This is a genomic window from Kribbella sp. NPDC051770 (genome assembly GCF_040681455.1).
Classification (GTDB): Bacteria; Actinomycetota; Actinomycetes; order Propionibacteriales; family Kribbellaceae; genus Kribbella.
Map to the genome: position 1 here is coordinate 725,554 of NZ_JBFAYT010000001.1, position 15,046 is coordinate 740,599.

Sequence of the window (15,046 nt, forward strand, 5' to 3'; positions counted from 1 at the left end):
AGTGCCCATGCCTTATGGTCCTAACGCCAGATCGAAGAACTGCCGTTAAGGAGAGCCATGCTGAAGCCCGAGGTGCCGGCCGCTGTCGCGGAGCGCTTGATCGAGGTGGTCGCGGGAGTGGACGAAGCGGCGGCGCGCGAGCCGTCGATGCTGCCCGGCTGGTCGAGGGCGCACGTGATGGCGCACCTCGTGGGCTTCAGCGACGCGATGACCCGGCAGGTGACCGAGGCGAACGCCAGGCGGCTGGTCGAGTTCTACGACGGCGGCATGCCCGCCCGGGTCGCCGCGATCGAGAGCAGATCGACGGAGCCGGTCGACGTACTCAAGCGGGAGATCGCGCGGGCGACTGCGGCCCTGGTCAGCGCGTGGGGGCAGGTCGAGGACTGGTCGCGCCCGGTGACGCACCGGAACGGGACGCTGGCGGACACCGTCTACACCGGCTGGCGCGAGCTGACCATCCACACCGCGGACCTCGGCCTCAGCCACGCGACCACGGACGACTGGCCCGAGGACTTCTGCCTGCACCTGCTCGACTTCCTGCGTCCGCGCGTGCCTGCGGGCACCCAACTGGTCCTGCAAGCACCGAACCACCGATGGACCGAAGGCGAAAGCGACCAGGTAGTTGTCGAGGGCAACCTCACCGACCTGACCGCCTGGCTCGCCGGCCGCCGGCCCCAGCGCGAGCTGACCGGCGACCTCCCCGAACTCCTGCCCTGGCCCTGAGTTACTTGAGCCCCGTGGTCTTCATCGCGTCCACCAGCCGCTTCTGGCCCGCGACGAAGACCACGACGGTCGGGATCGCCGCGATCACCGCGGCGGCCAGGATCAGGTTCCACGCCGACGCGTACTGCCCCTGCAACCCCGAGATCCCCAGCTGCACCACCCGCAGATCAGGGTTCCGGGTGATCGTCAGCGGCCACAGGAACGCGTTCCAGTTGGCCAGGAAGAACAGCACCGAGAGCGACGCCAGCACCGGCCGGCTCAGCGGCAGGATGACGCTCCAGTACCGCCGCCAGTACCCGCAGCCGTCCAGGTCGGCGGCCTCCTCCAGCTCGCGCGGGATGTTCAGGTAGTACTGCCGCAGCAGGAAGATGCCGAAGGCGTGGAAGATGCTCGGCACGATCAGCCCGGCGTAGCTGTCGAGCAGCCCGAACTGCTTGGCGACCAGGAACAGCGGCACCAGGATCACCGGCAGCGAGACGAGCAGCGTGGACATGATCCCGGAGAAGATCAGCGCCCGGCCCGGGAACCGCAGCCGGGCCAGCGCGTACGCCGCCATCGAGTGGAAGAACAGCGCGATCACGGTGACCGCGACCGACACGATCGCGGAGTTCAGCAGGAACCGTGGCAGCGGGAACTTCAGCAGCACGTACTGCAGGTTGTCCAGCGTCCAGGTCGACGGCCAGCCGAACGAGAACACGTCCTCGGCCGGTTTGAGCACGCTGAGCAGCACCCAGAGCAACGGCGCCACCGCGATCAACGCCAAAAGATGCGCCACAAGAGGAAAGACCTTAGTCCTCATCGAAGCGGCCTCCCTTCGTGAAGGCGAACATCAGCCCGGTGCAGAGCACCAGGATCGCGACCACCACCGTGGTCAGCGCGGCGGCGTACCCGAGGTTGTTGAAGGTGAAGGCCTGCTCGTAGATGTAGAGCACCACCGTGCTGGTCGCCCGTGCCGGGCCGCCCTTGGTGAGCACGAAGACCAGGTCGAAGGCCTGCAGACCGGTGACCGCGCCGATCGTCGAGTTCACCACGACGAAGAAGCTGGTCGGCCGCATCAGCGGCCAGATCACGAACCGGAACCGCTGCCAGGCCGAGGCGCCGTCGATCTGCGCGGCGTCCTCGAGCTCCTTCGGCACGTCCTTCAGCCCGGCCAGCAGCACCAGCATCTGGTAGCCCATCACGAACCAGACGCTGATCACCACATAGGTGCCCAGGGCAAGCGACGGCGTCCCCAGGAAGGACACGTCGCCGAGCCCGAACGGCGCCAGCAGCTTGGAGACCGCGCCGCGCTTGTCGACCAGCAGGAACTGCCAGATCAGGCCGACCACGACCAGGCTGACCACGTGCGGCAGGAAGAACGCCGAGCGGACCCAGCCGATGCCGCGGAAGTGGTTGCGGACCAGCATCGCCAGCCCGAAGCTGATCACGAACGCGATCGGGACGAAGCTGACCACGTAGATCGCGGTGATCTTCAGCGACGCCCAGAGCTGGTCGTCGCTGCCCATCAGCTTGTAGTTGGCCAGGCCGACGTACTGGTAGTTGCCGAAGCCGTCGACCTTGAAGAACGCGACGCCGAGGGCGAGCACCATCGGCACCGCGACGAACGCGAGCAGCCCGAGCAGGTCCGGCGCGAGGAACGCGTACGCCGCCAGCGCCTCGCGCCGTTTGCGGGTCATGCCGGGTTTGGGCGTGGCCGCCGGACGGCGTACCGACGGCTTGGACGGGGGCGCTGTCGTCGTGGTCATCAGCTGATGGGCGCGCCCTGGTAGGTCTTCAGGAAGGTGTCGATCCGCTCCGCCGCGTCGGCCGCCGCCTTGGCCGGGTCGGACCCGTTCAGCTGGCAGGCCTGGATCGCGTCGGCGATCGGCTGGTACACCTCCGGTGGGAACCGCGGCTCGGGTTGCCCGGTCGGCGCGATCTCGTCGACGAACTTCTTCAGCACGCCCTGCTCGAAGGCGCCCTTGGCGTCCGCGGCGGCCTGCACCGACTTGCGCGGCGGCACGTTGGTCTTCACGACGGTGTTCCACTGCCGCTGCCGCTCGACACCGTCGGCATCGGTCGAGCCCAGCGCCCAGGCGATGAACTTGGCCGCCGCCTCCGGGTTCTTGCCCTTGGAGTTGGCCACGAACGCCCAGCCGCCGAGGTCGGTGGCCGGCTTGCCGCCGTCCGGCGTCGGCAGCGGGATGATGCCGTACTTGAACTTGGCCGCCTTGCCTTTCATGTCGGCGACCGCCCAGATCCCGCTCTGTTGCAGGGCGACCGCGCCGGAGCCGAGGTTGGACACGACGTCGCCGCCGCCGTCGCCGAGCGCCTTACGCGGCGCGACCTTGGCCTGGATGGTGTCCTTCCAGAAACCCAGCGCTTGTACGGCGGCCGGCGAGTCGAAGGCGACCTTGCCGTCCTTGATCGGCGTCCCGTCGCCCTGCCACAGGAACGGGTACCAGGTGAAGTTCTGGTAGTAGCCGGGCAGCGTCTCGAACATCACGCCGTACCGGTCCTTGCCGGTCAGCTTCTCCGCGACGGCCAGCGTCTGGTCCCAGGTCTTCGGCAGGTCGGCCTCGGACAGGCCGGCCTTGGTGAAGGCGGCCTCGCTGTAGTACATCGCGAGCGGCTCGATCTCCATCGGCAGGCCGTAGACCTTGCCGTCGACCGAGCGCGCCTCGAGCAGGCCGGGCAGGTAGTCGGCCTTCGCGTCGTCGGGCAGCGCCGAGCCGAGGTCCTGCAGGACGCCGCCGTTGTAGTAGCGCAGGAAGTCGCCGGGGCTGATCAGGAAGATGTCCGGGCCCTCGCCGGACTGGAACGCGGTCTGCAGCGTGGTCCCGTTCAGGTAGTCCTTGCCCGGGATGTAGCGCAGCTTGACCTTGACGTCGTTGTTGGCGTTCCACTTCTCCGCCATGTCCACGAACCACTTGCTCTGCGGACCGCCGTCGTCGGAGGGACCGTAGAAGTTCCAGAACGACATCTCCTTGCCGTCGCCACCGCTGCCGCCGTCACCTCCGCACGCGGTCAGCAGAGGGCCGCCGACGGCCGTCGCGGCCAGGGCGCCGAGACCACCACGCAGCACGGAACGCCGGCTGAGCGGCCTTTGCGGGAAGGAGTGTGCGGACATCAGGGGCTCCAGGGGGCTAGCGCACCGGATCGGGCAATCGATTTCTCGCAATCTACGAGGGGTGACCGGAACGGTCAAGGGCGTGACGGTCACGACTTTGACCGGACAAGGCGGTTGGCCTTGTTTTGCACAGGTTGCAAGCGTTGACACCTGCTCGACCCGCTGCCTACGCTTCGGAAATCGATTTCTGAGACATCACCGGAAAGCGGGTCGAGGATGCCTGTAGTGCCGAACCGTGCGGACCGCCCCACCGCCGCACGGCCACCGCTCACCACCGACGCCCCGGCGCCGGCGGACGCCGAGCTCCCCCGTGACCTGGTCACCCGCGGACTGGCGGCGGCGCGGAGCGCGATCGAGACCGAGGCGGCCGCCGTGTCCGCGCTGGCCGACCGGCTGGACGGCGTGTTCCTCGACGTCCTGACCGCGGTCGCCACCTGCGAAGGGCATCTGGTCGTCACCGGTCTCGGCAAGTCCGGCCTGGTCGGCCGCAAGATCGCCGCGACGCTGGCCTCCACCGGTACGCCGGCCACCTTCATCCACTCCGGCGACGCACTGCACGGCGACTCCGGCGCGGTCACCGGCCGCGACCTCGTCCTCGCCCTGTCCGCCTCCGGCGAGACCGCCGAGGTCTGCGCGTTCGCGCGGATGCTCAGCGACCGGCAGATCCCGGTGATCGCGATGACCGGTAACGAGGAGTCGACACTCGCCCAGCTGTCGACGTACACGCTGGACACGATGGTCCTGCGCGAGGCCGACCCGCTGAACCTCGCCCCGACCGCCTCCACCACCGCCGCGCTGGTGATGGGCGACGCGCTGGCCTGCGCGCTCGTCGTACTGCGCGAGTTCACCCACCACGACTTCGCCCGCTTCCACCCGTCCGGTGCGCTCGGGCGCCGGCTGCTCGGCGGTGAGGCATGAGCCTTTACGACGTCTGCGTGCTCGGGTCGTTCATGAAGGACCTGGTCGCCAGCGCCGAGCGCCGGCCGCTGCCCGGCGAGACCCTGCACGGCACCGGGTTCGCCGAGTTCCTCGGCGGCAAGGGCGTGAACCAGGCGATCGCCGCGGCCCGGATGGGCGCCCGGACCGCGATCGTCGGCACGATCGGCGACGACCGGTACGGCGAGGAGTTCCTGGAGCTGCTGAAGACCGACGACGTCGACACCGACTGGGTGATCCGGCACCCGTCGCTCGGCACCGGCGTCGGGCTGCCGCTGGTGCTGCCCGACGGCAGCAACTCGATCATCATCGTCTCCCGCGCCAACGCGGCGATCACCCCGGACGACATCGAGGCCGCGGCCGGCGTACTGACCGGCAGCCGCGTCCTCAGCGTCCAGCTCGAGCTCCCGGTCGAGGCGAGCCGCGCTGCCCTCCGGCTCGCCTCGGCCGCGGGGGTCACCACGATCCTGACCCCGGCACCGGTCGGGCCGGTCGACCCGTCGCTCGCGGCGTACGTCGACATCCTGGTCCCGAACGAGGTGGAGGCGGCGGCGCTGACCGGGCTGGACTGCGACGACGAGTCGCAGGTCCCGGTGATCGCGCGCAAGCTCGCCGACGAGTGGGAGCTGCGCGGGTGCGTGGTGACGCTCGGGTCGCGCGGGGCCTACGTGCTGGACCGTACGGCGGGGATCGAGCAGCGGGTTCCGGCGTACCGGGTGGACACCGTCGACACGGTCGGCGCCGGGGACGCCTTCTGCGGTTCGCTCGCCGCGTCGCTGGCCGAAGGTGCCGCTCTCGTGGAAGCCGTACAGCTCGCGAACGCCTGTGGCGCGCTGTCGACGACCGTCAACGGAGCTGCTGCATCAGCCCCCTCACGAGCCTCGGCACAGGCCCTGCTGGACACCACCATCGTTGAAAACTCGTCCTTCGCCGCTGCTCCACCCCAGTCGTGAGACTCTAGATGCCGTCCAGGCGGCTGCGGGTTGAACGGCGGGGAGTGAGTATGACGACGATCTACGACGTCGCGCGTAGATCGGGCGTGTCTCCGGCGACCGTCTCGCGGGTGCTGAGCGGGCGGCGCAACGTCGACCCGGAGCTGTCGGAGAAGGTCCGGGCCGCGGTCGCCGAGCTCGGCTACCGGCCGAACGGGGTGGCCCGGAACCTGCGACGGGCCAGCACGAACCTGTGGGCGGTGGTGATCTCCGACATCGAGAACCCGTTCTTCACCTCGCTGGTGCGCGGGCTCGAGGACGTCGCGCAGACCGAGGGCTACCACGTCGTGCTCTGCAACTCCGACGAGGACCCGGCCAAGGAGGCCGCGTACGCCGGCGCGGTGCTGACCGAGCAGATGGCCGGTGTCGTGATCTCGCCGACCTCGACCGCCGAGGGCGTCCAGCAGCTCGCCGACGCCAAGACCCCGATGGTGCTGATCGACCGCCGGGTCGAGGGCGTCGAGGCCGACACCGTGCTGGTCGACAACGAGCACGGCGCCGCCGAGGGCGTGAAGCACCTGATCGACGGCGGCTACTCCCGGATCGCCTGCATCACCGGCCCACGTCGCGTCAGTACGGCGATGGACCGGCTCGCCGGCTACCGCGCGGCACTGCGCGCGGGCGGCATCCGCTTCGACAAGGACCTGGTCCGGCACGCCGATTTCCGCGAGGCCGGCGGGTACGCCGCGATGGAGAGCCTGCTCGAGCTGCCCGAACCGCCCGAGGCGCTGTTCGTCACCAACAACCTGATGACCGTCGGCGCGCTGGAGTGCCTGGCCGAGAAGGGCGTCCGGGCGCCCGACGACATCGCGATCGTCGGCTTCGACGACATCCCGTGGGCCGACCTGGTGGTGCCGAGCCTGACCACGGTCGCGCAGCCGACGTACGAGCTGGGCCGGACGGCAGGTTCGCTGCTGAAGGACCGAATCGCGGCGCCCGGCCGTCCGCCGTCGACCGTCACGCTGCGGACCGAGCTGCACATCCGGGCGACGTCGGCGCCTAAGAAGAAGTAGTCACTCGCCGTCGGGGGTCGAACGCCGGGACCCACTTGGCGAGCCAGGTCGAGCCTGTCAGCGTGAGCGCGCCGAGGGCGAGCGAGGCTGCGGCCAGCGGGAAGGCGAGGGTGATCGCGCCGATCAGCACCGGGCCGATCACCGAGCCGAACTCGGCGCAGAACGTCCAGCCCGCGAGGAACTGCGCCCGGTGCCCGGGCGGTGCGGCGTCGGCACCGAGGGTCTTCACGATGCCGGAGCCGAGACCGTTGCCGACGGCCATCAGTACGCCGACCGCGAGCACGCTCGCGAAGGCGGTCGACAGCGGCAGCGTCAGCATGCCGATCCCGAGCAGGACCGTCGCCGGGACGGCGATCCAGACCCGGCCAAGGCGGTCCATCACCAGGCCGGCCGGGTAGAACAGCAGCATCTCGATGCCGTTGGTGATGCCGAAGACGATCGAGGTGTCGGTCGCGGACAGGCCCAGATGCTCACCCCACAAGGGGATCAGGCTGGTCCGGGCGGCGCGGGCGACGGCGATCACGAAGACGCCGGTGCCGAGGGTGAGGAACGTGCGGCGGTGGTCCCAGAGCACGCGCTTCAGCGGCAGCCGCTCGACCTGGACCGGTTCGTGCGCGCCCTGCGGTTCACCGGCGGTGAGCAGCACGACGATCGCGCCGACCGAACCGGCCACGCCGACGCCGTACGCGCCGGGCATGCCCCAGTGGTGCCCGGCGAACGCCCGAGGAACGGCCCGATGAAGAGCCCGATCCGGCTCACTCCCCCGAGCGTCGACAGCGCGCGGGCGCGCAGCTCCACGGGCACGACCTCGGTGACGTACGACTGCCGCGCGAGGCTGAAGACAGCTCCCGCGAGCCCGGCGACGAGGAGACTGATCCCGAGCAGCCACGGCGTACGGACGACCATCGCGGCACACCACGCGACCGCACTCACCACCGCCGCGACCAGCAGTGCCCGCCGCTCACCGATCCGTACGACCAGCGCCCCCGCAGGCAGCGACCCGGCGAACTGCCCGATCCCCAGCACCCCCACGAGAAACGCGGCGAACCCGACGGAGGCACCGAGCTGCAGCGCCGACAGCGCGACCACGGGCAGGACCGCGCCCTGACCAACTGCGTTCAGAACAGTCGGCCCGAACGCCGGCACCGCGATCCGCCAGAGACTGAAGCCGGGCATCTTCCTCCAGGTATCTCGACATCAAGATACATAAAGGTCAGGGCAGCTGGTCCAGGAGGCCGTCGAGCTCGTCGAGGAGCGGGGTGATCCAGTCCTTCGAGGACGGGACGGTGTGGACGCCTTCCTCGATCACCCAGGCGAGGGCGCGCAGGGTGAAACCGCAGCCGCCGATCAGGGTTTGGCGCTCGACCAGGGTGCGGTCGGTGCCGGCGGCTTCGCAGTACCGGGTGACGAGGTGGTCGCGGTCGTGGCCTAGGGCAACGGCTTCGCGGGTCAGGGTGTAGAGGTCGGGGAGCTGCGGGGCGAGGTAGGTGAGCGGCCAGTCGACCGGCGTCCAGCGGCGGCCGTCGGTGACGAGGTTCTTGCCGACGTAGTCGCCGTGGACCACTCGTGGGCGGACCATCCGGTGCAGGTCGGCGACGGCGGGACGCAGGCGATTCTCGACCCGCTCGACGAGGCCGGAGGCCGGCTCGGGGCGACCTTCCGCGACGCGTGCCGCCAGATCCGACAGCCGGTCGGCGTCGAACTCACTCGCGCCGTCCACCGGCACCGAGCGGATCTCCGCCAGCAGGTCCACCGCCGCCAGGAAACCCTCCAGGCTCGGCTCCTGCTCGAGCGTCACGCGGCCGACGTCCTCCATCACCAGCAGCACCGCACCATCCAGATGCACCAGCTCGATCAGCTCCGGCGCGGGCAGCCGCAGCGGCCGGACGTACCGCTCGTACGCCGTACCCTCCGTGCTCTGCGTGTCGCTCCCCCGCTTCACGATCACGCTGCGCAGCCCGTACGACAGCCGCCAGACCTCCGACGACCCCCAGCGCCGCAGCTGCTCCCCGCCCAGGTCGCCGGGTGCCGGCGCCCCGGTCGCCTTCAGCACCGCCGGCTCGACGGCCTCGATCCACTCCGGCAGCACGCCGTACACCCCTTCACGCTCAGCCAGTAGAGCACGCGCTGTCCGCACTGTGCGCACCAATTAGAACCGATAGCCCTTGTCTGGCAGGCTTGCGGCATGACTGAGACTGCCGCGCACGCCTGGGGCTTCGGCCTCGCCACCGTCACCGAGTCGGGCTCGGTGCTCGACGTCTGGTACCCGGCGCCCGAGCTGGGCTCCGCGCCGGCGGACGTGAAGGCGCCGGCCGAGCTGATCGCTGCCGAGGGCAACGACGACCTGCGCCAGGTCCGCCGCGAGGTGGTCAAGGCCGAGATCGCCCTGGCCGACGCCCCGTCCGGTACGGCGGACGCCTACCTGCGGCTGCATCTGCTGTCGCACCGTCTGGTCCGCCCGCACGGCGTCAACCTGGACGGCATCTTCGCCGCCCTGCCGAACAACGCCTGGACGTCGCACGGCCCGGTCCCGGTCGACCAGGTCGAGCAGGTCCGGCTGCGCGCGCGGGCCGCGGGCCTGCACCTGTCGGTGACCAGTGTCGACAAGTTCCCCCGGATGACCGACTACGTCGTCCCGTCCGGGGTCCGGATCGGCGACGCCGACCGGGTCCGCCTGGGCGCGCACCTGGCCGAGGGCACCACCGTGATGCACGAGGGCTTCGTGAACTTCAACGCCGGCACCCTCGGCACGTCGATGGTCGAGGGCCGGATCGTGGCCGGGGTGGTGGTCGACGACGGCAGCGACATCGGCGCCGGCGCGTCGATCATGGGCACGCTGTCCGGTGGCGGCAAGCAGGTGATCGAGATCGGCAAGCGCTGCCTGCTCGGCGCGAACGGCGGGATCGGCATCTCCCTCGGCGACGACTGCGTGGTCGAGGCCGGGCTCTACGTGACCGCCGGCACCAAGGTCACGCTCCCGGACGGCACCGTGGTGAAGGCGCGCGAGCTGTCCGGCCAGCCGGGCCTGCTCTACCTGCGCAACTCGGTCACCGGCGCGGTCGAGGCGCGGCCGCGCAAGGGCGAGGGCATCACCCTCAACGAGGCCCTGCACGCCAACGCGTGATCATACTTTCTGACGATTTTCCCCCGGCAGCCGTCGCTGCCGCGAACCTGCCGGGGCCCCTGCACGTCAACCAGTTCGTGACCAGTCTTCCGGAACCCGCCGCCGGTCCCCGCACGTTGGGAGCGGTATGCCGGTGAATCGTGGAGTGATCGTGGCCGTCGGCGCGATCGGCGCGCTCGCGCTGGCCGTCGGCGGCGCGATCGCGTGGGTCGGCGGCCAGGGCATCGGGCCGCTGATCCCGCCGCGCGAGCAGTGCGAGGCGACCGTCAACGGCACCACCGTGACGCTCGACCTCGACCAGGCCGAGTCCGCCGCGGTGATCGCGGGCGTCGCCGTACGGCGCGGACTGCCGCCGCGGGCCGCGACGATCGCGCTCGCGACGGCGTACCAGGAGTCCGGTCTGCGCAACCTCGCGCACGGCGACCGGGACTCGCTCGGCCTGTTCCAGCAGCGGCCGTCGATGGGCTGGGGCACCGCCGCGCAGGTCCAGGACCCGCACTACGCGGCGTGGAAGTTCTACGACGCGCTGATCAAGATCAAGAACTACCAGTCGCTCGCGGTGACGGTCGCGGCCGACCGGGTGCAGCGCAGCGCCTTCCCCAACGCGTACGCCGACCACGAGGGCGACGCCCGGGTGCTGGCCTCGGCGCTGACCGGGCAGACCAAGGGCGCGTTCAGCTGCACGGTCGACAACCCGAGCGGTCCCGCCGAGTCGATCGGCCGGAACGGGCTCACGCCGCGCGCCGAGGCGGTCCGGCAGGATCTGGCGAAGACATTCGGCAAGCTCCCCACCGGCGGGTACGCCGAGGGTGGCGTCCGGTCGGGGCACATGGAGGGTTCGGCGCACTACGACGGCCGCGCGGTCGACGTCTTCGTCAAGCCGATCTCGGCGGCGAACACGACCCGCGGCTGGGCGCTCGCGCAGTACCTGGTCGCGCACGCGGACCGGCTGAAGATCAAGACCGTCATCTTCAGCGACAAGATCTGGACCGCGGGCGGGCGCTCGGACAGCGGCTGGCGCGACTACCAGGCGCCGGAGCGGCCGGGGAACCGGGACACGCTGCGGCACCTCGACCATGTGCACGTGGACGTCGTCGACCAGTAGACGCAGAACTGCGGTGCACCCGATCGGATGCACCGCAGTTCGCTGCTTGGTGGGCCTAGCTCACTCGTCGTGCTCCTGCGGGGGCAGCGCGGCGATGAACGGGTGGTCCTTGTCGATCTTGCCCATCTTCGACGCGCCACCGGGCGAACCCAGGTCGTTGAAGAAGTCGACGTTCGCCGTGTAGTAGTCCTTCCACTGGTCCGGCGTGTCGTCCTCGTAGTAGATCGCCTCGACCGGGCAGACCGGCTCGCACGCTCCGCAGTCGACGCACTCGTCGGGGTGGATGTAGAGCATCCGGTTGCCCTCGTAGATGCAGTCGACCGGGCACTCCTCGACACACGCGAGGTCCTTGAGGTCAACACACGGCTGCGCGATGACGTAAGTCACTGGTACTCCTCCTATGGCCAGCAGGCGCAGCGGTCGGGAAATGCTGCGGTGCGGTAGTGCTCGGTTCTCTAGTATCAGGCTATAGCCAGGTCCACTCTGCCAGGAGTCCGCATCGTGTCAGGCGTCAGTACCCGTGATATCGGCCACCGTGTCGTGGTCCGCCACCGGCTCGACGGCGGTCAGGCGACCGACGTGATCGGGGTGCTGCAGTCGTACGGCGAGCAGACCCTGGAGGTCCGTCACGCCGACAGTACGCCGTACCGGATCGAGCTGTCGGCGGTGGTGGCAGCCAAGCCGGTCCCCCCGATGCCGCTGCGCCGGGTGGACGTGGAGCAGCTGTTCCTGACCACGGCGCTCGGCCGGCCGGCGGTGGAGACCCAGTACGTCGGCGAGTGGTTGCTCCGGGCGTCGAGCGGCTGGACCGGCCGGGCGAACTCGGTGCTCCCCGCTGGTGACCCCGGGTTGCCGTTCAGCGACGCTGCGAAGCAGGCTGAGGCGTTCTACCAGGAGCGCGGGCTGCCGCCGCTGGCGCTGGTCCGGATCGGGTCGCCGGAGCAGGAGGCGTTCCGCGAGCACGGCTGGACGGACGCGCGGCCGACGGAGTCGGACACGCTGGTGCTGCACACGACGCTGGACCACGTGAACGCTCCGCCGGCGTACGAGGTGCTGGTGTCGGACCGGCCGGACGCTCGCTGGTACGACGCGGCCTTCGAAGGGCCGGTACCTGCTGTGGCGCCCGCGGTGATGGAGGGGGCGCCCCGGACCGCCTTCGCGTCGGTGGAGCTGGACGGGCAGGTGGTGGCGGTCGGGCGAGGCTCCATGACTGGCCACTGGCTGGCTGTGGACGCCGTGCGGGTCGCCCCGGCGTACCGGAGGCGCGGGCTGGCCACGGCGGTGCTCCAGGGGCTGGCGCGCTGGGCTGGGCCCCTGGGCGGGCGCCGGACGTACCTGGAGGTCGAAGAGCAGAACACGGGCGCTCTAGCGACCTACCAGGCTGTTGGTTACGTCGAGGCGTACCGCTACCGCTACCTGACCGTCTAGCAGGCGGGCAGGGCCGTCGCCGAAGGGCTGCGGATGCTCCTGGTGTGGTGGACGCTGCTCCCGACCCACGCCGTGAACTGCTTGCCCTCGTACCGCTCGGCGTAGATGTTGAACTGGTTCGCGAGCCGGTTCGGCCCGATCTTCTCGCCGTCGAGCGGGTAGCCGTGGTCGTACATGTAGTAGGCCCAGTCGGCCCACTTGCCGGTGTTGTTCCAGGCCGAGACCCGGAAGGCCTTCGAGTTCAGCTCACACATGTAGAGCGTGATGCCACCGGCCCAGGCCATCGCCTTGCCGTAGCTCCGCAGCTTCTTCCAGGTCTGCGGTCCGACCTTGCCGTCGGCGCTGATCCGGGCGTCGGTCTGAAAGGCCCGGACTCGGTTGCGGGTCGCCGCGCCGTACACGCCGTCCGCGCTGAGACCGCCCAGATTGGTCTGGAGCTGCCGGACACACTCTCCGCGGCTGCCGTAGGCGAGGTAGGTGGTCGAGCAACTCGCCGCGGTGACCTGTACCGCCTGCGCTGCCTTGGTCTCGGCGGGGGCCGACTGGGGGCTCGGGCTGCTGACGTCCGCGTCGGCGGTCGCGACCAGGCCACAGACCAGGCTGCCGGCCAGTGCTGCGGCGACGACGGCGCCACGGGTGCGCCGTCGACGCAGGATGTTCCTCATTCGGTTTCGGTTCCTCTCACGGGACTACTGACAGCCGCACGCTAGAGAGCAGGAGCAACACTTCACTGCCCGTAGTCCGCCCGTACCAGCCGACGGGCAGCTAGCGCTCCGATCAGGCTCAACGCGGCGAAGCCGACTAGTACGACGCTGAGCGCGTGCTGGGCGTCAGTGCTCAGGCTGGAGTACACAGCGCCGGCCAGGGCGACTCCGAAGGCTCCGGAGAGCTGGGCGTTGGTGGCGACGACGCCGGAGAGGTCGGCGGCGTACTGGGTGGGCATGCTGCCGGTGATGCCGCCGATCAGGGTGTTGGCGCTGATGCCCAGGCCCAGGCCGCCTACGCCGAGCAGAGCGAACAGGAGCGGGCCTGAGGTGCCGCCTGCGAGCAGGTAGGCGAGGACGGCCAGGTAGCCGGTGCCGAGGATCGCGCAGCCCAGGACTGGGAGCCAGCGGATGCCCTCGGGGAGTCTGGGGAGCAGCGGGCCGGCCAGGCCGAAGGCGGCGACCCAGACGACCATGGCCAGGCCCGAGTACGCCGGGCTCTTGCCGAGGCCCTGCTGCAGGTAGAGGGCGAGCACGAAGAGCAGGGCGAAGTAGGAGCCGGTTGTGGCGCCGTGGGCGAGCAGGCCGGCGCGGACGCGGGGGTTGCGGAGGACCTGGCGGGCGATCAGCGGGCGGCCGCCGGAGGCGGCAGCGCGGCGTTCGCCGTACTCGAAGAGGGCGAGGGCGGGGAGGCTGAGGGCCAGGCTGATCCAGGACCAGGCCGGCCAGCCGCGTTCAGAGCCCAGCAGGAGTGGGACGATCACCAGGAGGACCGTGGCGGACAGCGTGAGGACTCCCCTGGCGTCCAGCGGCTGCTTGGTGCCGCGGGCCGGGTCGAGGTGGCGCAGGCCGGCGACGGTGAGGGCGATGCCGATCGGGACGTTCACCAGGAAGATCGGGCGCCAGCTGGTGCCGAACAGGTCCACGGAGATCAGGACACCGCCGAGGACCTGTCCGGCGACGGCGCCGCCGGACAGGGCGATGCTGAACCAGCCGAGGGCTTTGACGCGGTCGCGACCGGCGTACGAGAGCTGGATGCCGCTGAGGACCTGCGGGACCATCAGCGCGGCGCCGGCGCCCTGGAGGAAGCGGGCGGCGGTGAGGGTGCGGATGTCGGGGGCGAGGCCGCAGGCCAGGGAGGCGAGCGTGAACAGCTGCAGGCCGGTCAGGAAGACGCGGCGGTAGCCGAGCGAGGAGCCGAGGCGGGCGCCGGTGACGAGCAGCACGGCGAAGGCGACGACGTACGCCGAGACGACGAGCGCCGCCTGGCCTTCGGTGGCGTGCAGGTCGGTCTGGAGGGCCGGGGCGGCGATGTTGGCGACGGCGGTGTCGACGTTCGCCATGAACTGGCCGGTGAGCAGGACGGCGAGCATCGCGCCGCGGCTGGGGGTGGTGGTCCGCGTGGTCACGTCCGGTGGAACGCGTCGGGGCGGTTGGAGTGTGAGGGCGGTACGGCGTACTAGGGTCTGGCGCATGGCGGACCACGTGACCGAGCGGCCGGAGTACCCGGGGGACTACGAGGGGACGGTGCGGGTCGAGTACACGCCGCACCCGGACGACGGGGTGGCGGACCCGGGCGAGATCGTCTGGACCTGGGTGCCGTTCGAGGAGGACCACCACCGCGGCAAGGACCGGCCGGTGCTGGTCGTCGGGTCGGACGGGGCGTACCTGCTGGCGCTGATCCTGACCAGCAAGGACCACGACCGGGATGCCGCCGACGAGGCGCGGTGGGGGCGGGTGTGGCTCGACATCGGCAGCGGGCCGTGGGACAAGGCGGGGCGCAACAGCGAGGTCAGGCTGGATCGGGTGCTGCGGATCGAGCCGGGGCAGGTGCGGCGTGAGGGCGCGGTGATCGGGGAGGACCTGTTCAACCAGGTCGCTGAACAGCTGCACGAACTACACCGAGCCTGAC

At 70.5% G+C, this 15,046-nt stretch carries 17 protein-coding genes; 8 read left to right on the forward strand and 9 right to left on the reverse strand.

Annotated elements, in window-relative coordinates; genetic code table 11:
- Positions 1-57: 57 nt before the first annotated feature.
- Positions 58-723: a maleylpyruvate isomerase family mycothiol-dependent enzyme gene (locus AB0M01_RS03395; protein ID WP_363665251.1), complete on the forward strand. Its 666-nt coding sequence runs from the start codon at positions 58-60 to the stop codon at positions 721-723.
- Between the two features lies 1 nt (position 724).
- On the opposite strand, the gene AB0M01_RS03400 is transcribed toward AB0M01_RS03395, so the two are convergent.
- Genes AB0M01_RS03400 through AB0M01_RS03410 form a run of 3 tightly spaced genes read right to left on the reverse strand, consistent with a single transcriptional unit; the run spans position 725 to position 3,832 of the window.
- The gene (locus tag AB0M01_RS03400; protein WP_363665252.1) at positions 725-1,498 is read right to left on the reverse strand and encodes a carbohydrate ABC transporter permease; all 774 of its coding nucleotides are present in this window, start codon (positions 1,496-1,498) and stop codon (positions 725-727) included.
- A gap of 13 nt (positions 1,499-1,511) precedes the next feature.
- Positions 1,512-2,468 carry a sugar ABC transporter permease gene (locus AB0M01_RS03405; RefSeq protein WP_363665253.1) on the reverse strand — a complete coding sequence of 319 codons (957 nt, stop codon included), beginning with the start codon at positions 2,466-2,468 and terminating at the stop codon, positions 1,512-1,514.
- Positions 2,468-3,832, reverse strand: a complete 1,365-nt coding sequence (locus AB0M01_RS03410; protein WP_363665254.1) for a sugar ABC transporter substrate-binding protein — start codon at positions 3,830-3,832, stop codon at positions 2,468-2,470. Before AB0M01_RS03410 ends, AB0M01_RS03405 begins: the two co-directional genes overlap by 1 nt.
- A 225-nt stretch (positions 3,833-4,057) precedes the next feature.
- On the opposite strand from AB0M01_RS03410, the gene AB0M01_RS03415 reads away from it, so the two are divergent.
- Genes AB0M01_RS03415 through AB0M01_RS03425 form a run of 3 tightly spaced genes read left to right on the forward strand, consistent with a single transcriptional unit; the run spans position 4,058 to position 6,773 of the window.
- A complete protein-coding gene (locus AB0M01_RS03415; RefSeq protein WP_363665255.1) occupies positions 4,058-4,750 on the forward strand; it encodes an SIS domain-containing protein in 693 nt (230 codons plus the stop codon).
- Complete coding sequence (locus AB0M01_RS03420; RefSeq protein WP_363665256.1) at positions 4,747-5,721, forward strand: ribokinase; 975 nt, start codon at positions 4,747-4,749, stop codon at positions 5,719-5,721. Before AB0M01_RS03415 ends, AB0M01_RS03420 begins: the two co-directional genes overlap by 4 nt.
- Positions 5,722-5,771: 50 nt before the next feature.
- Positions 5,772-6,773: a LacI family DNA-binding transcriptional regulator gene (locus AB0M01_RS03425; RefSeq protein ID WP_363665257.1), complete on the forward strand. Its 1,002-nt coding sequence runs from the start codon at positions 5,772-5,774 to the stop codon at positions 6,771-6,773.
- Here the strand turns inward: AB0M01_RS03425 and AB0M01_RS03430 are convergent.
- Genes AB0M01_RS03430 through AB0M01_RS03440 form a run of 3 tightly spaced genes read right to left on the reverse strand, consistent with a single transcriptional unit; the run spans position 6,760 to position 8,910 of the window.
- Positions 6,760-7,470, reverse strand: a complete 711-nt coding sequence (locus tag AB0M01_RS03430) for an MFS transporter (RefSeq protein WP_363665258.1) — start codon at positions 7,468-7,470, stop codon at positions 6,760-6,762. The genes AB0M01_RS03425 and AB0M01_RS03430 overlap by 14 nt on opposite strands.
- On the reverse strand, positions 7,353-7,949 hold the full coding sequence (locus tag AB0M01_RS03435; RefSeq protein WP_363665259.1) for an MFS transporter: 597 nt from the start codon (positions 7,947-7,949) through the stop codon (positions 7,353-7,355). Before AB0M01_RS03435 ends, AB0M01_RS03430 begins: the two co-directional genes overlap by 118 nt.
- A gap of 37 nt (positions 7,950-7,986) precedes the next feature.
- Complete coding sequence (locus AB0M01_RS03440; protein WP_363665260.1) at positions 7,987-8,910, reverse strand: phosphotransferase; 924 nt, start codon at positions 8,908-8,910, stop codon at positions 7,987-7,989.
- Between the two features lie 48 nt (positions 8,911-8,958).
- Between AB0M01_RS03440 and dapD the strand changes: the two genes are divergently transcribed.
- Positions 8,959-9,897 (forward strand): 2,3,4,5-tetrahydropyridine-2,6-dicarboxylate N-succinyltransferase, encoded by a 939-nt coding sequence (gene dapD, locus AB0M01_RS03445; protein ID WP_363665261.1) that lies wholly within the window; start codon positions 8,959-8,961, stop codon positions 9,895-9,897.
- 127 nt (positions 9,898-10,024) lie between these two features.
- Entirely contained in the window at positions 10,025-11,002 is a 978-nt protein-coding gene (locus tag AB0M01_RS03450) for a hypothetical protein (protein WP_363665262.1), read from the forward strand.
- 60 nt (positions 11,003-11,062) lie between these two features.
- On the opposite strand, the gene fdxA is transcribed toward AB0M01_RS03450, so the two are convergent.
- Positions 11,063-11,389 (reverse strand): ferredoxin, encoded by a 327-nt coding sequence (fdxA, locus tag AB0M01_RS03455; protein ID WP_363665263.1) that lies wholly within the window; start codon positions 11,387-11,389, stop codon positions 11,063-11,065.
- A 114-nt stretch (positions 11,390-11,503) separates the two neighbouring features.
- Here fdxA and AB0M01_RS03460 point away from each other — a divergent pair, with 114 nt between their 5' ends.
- Entirely contained in the window at positions 11,504-12,430 is a 927-nt protein-coding gene (locus AB0M01_RS03460) for a GNAT family N-acetyltransferase (protein ID WP_363665264.1), read from the forward strand.
- On the opposite strand, the gene AB0M01_RS03465 is transcribed toward AB0M01_RS03460, so the two are convergent.
- Entirely contained in the window at positions 12,427-13,095 is a 669-nt protein-coding gene (locus AB0M01_RS03465; protein ID WP_363665265.1) for a peptidoglycan-binding domain-containing protein, read from the reverse strand. The two genes, AB0M01_RS03460 and AB0M01_RS03465, sit on opposite strands and share 4 nt — an antisense overlap.
- A 62-nt stretch (positions 13,096-13,157) precedes the next feature.
- Positions 13,158-14,543, reverse strand: coding sequence for an MFS transporter (locus tag AB0M01_RS03470; protein ID WP_363665266.1), 1,386 nt, complete (start codon positions 14,541-14,543; stop codon positions 13,158-13,160).
- Between the two features lie 64 nt (positions 14,544-14,607).
- Here AB0M01_RS03470 and AB0M01_RS03475 point away from each other — a divergent pair, with 64 nt between their 5' ends.
- Complete coding sequence (locus tag AB0M01_RS03475) at positions 14,608-15,045, forward strand: type II toxin-antitoxin system PemK/MazF family toxin (protein WP_363665267.1); 438 nt, start codon at positions 14,608-14,610, stop codon at positions 15,043-15,045.
- Position 15,046 lies beyond the last annotated feature (1 nt).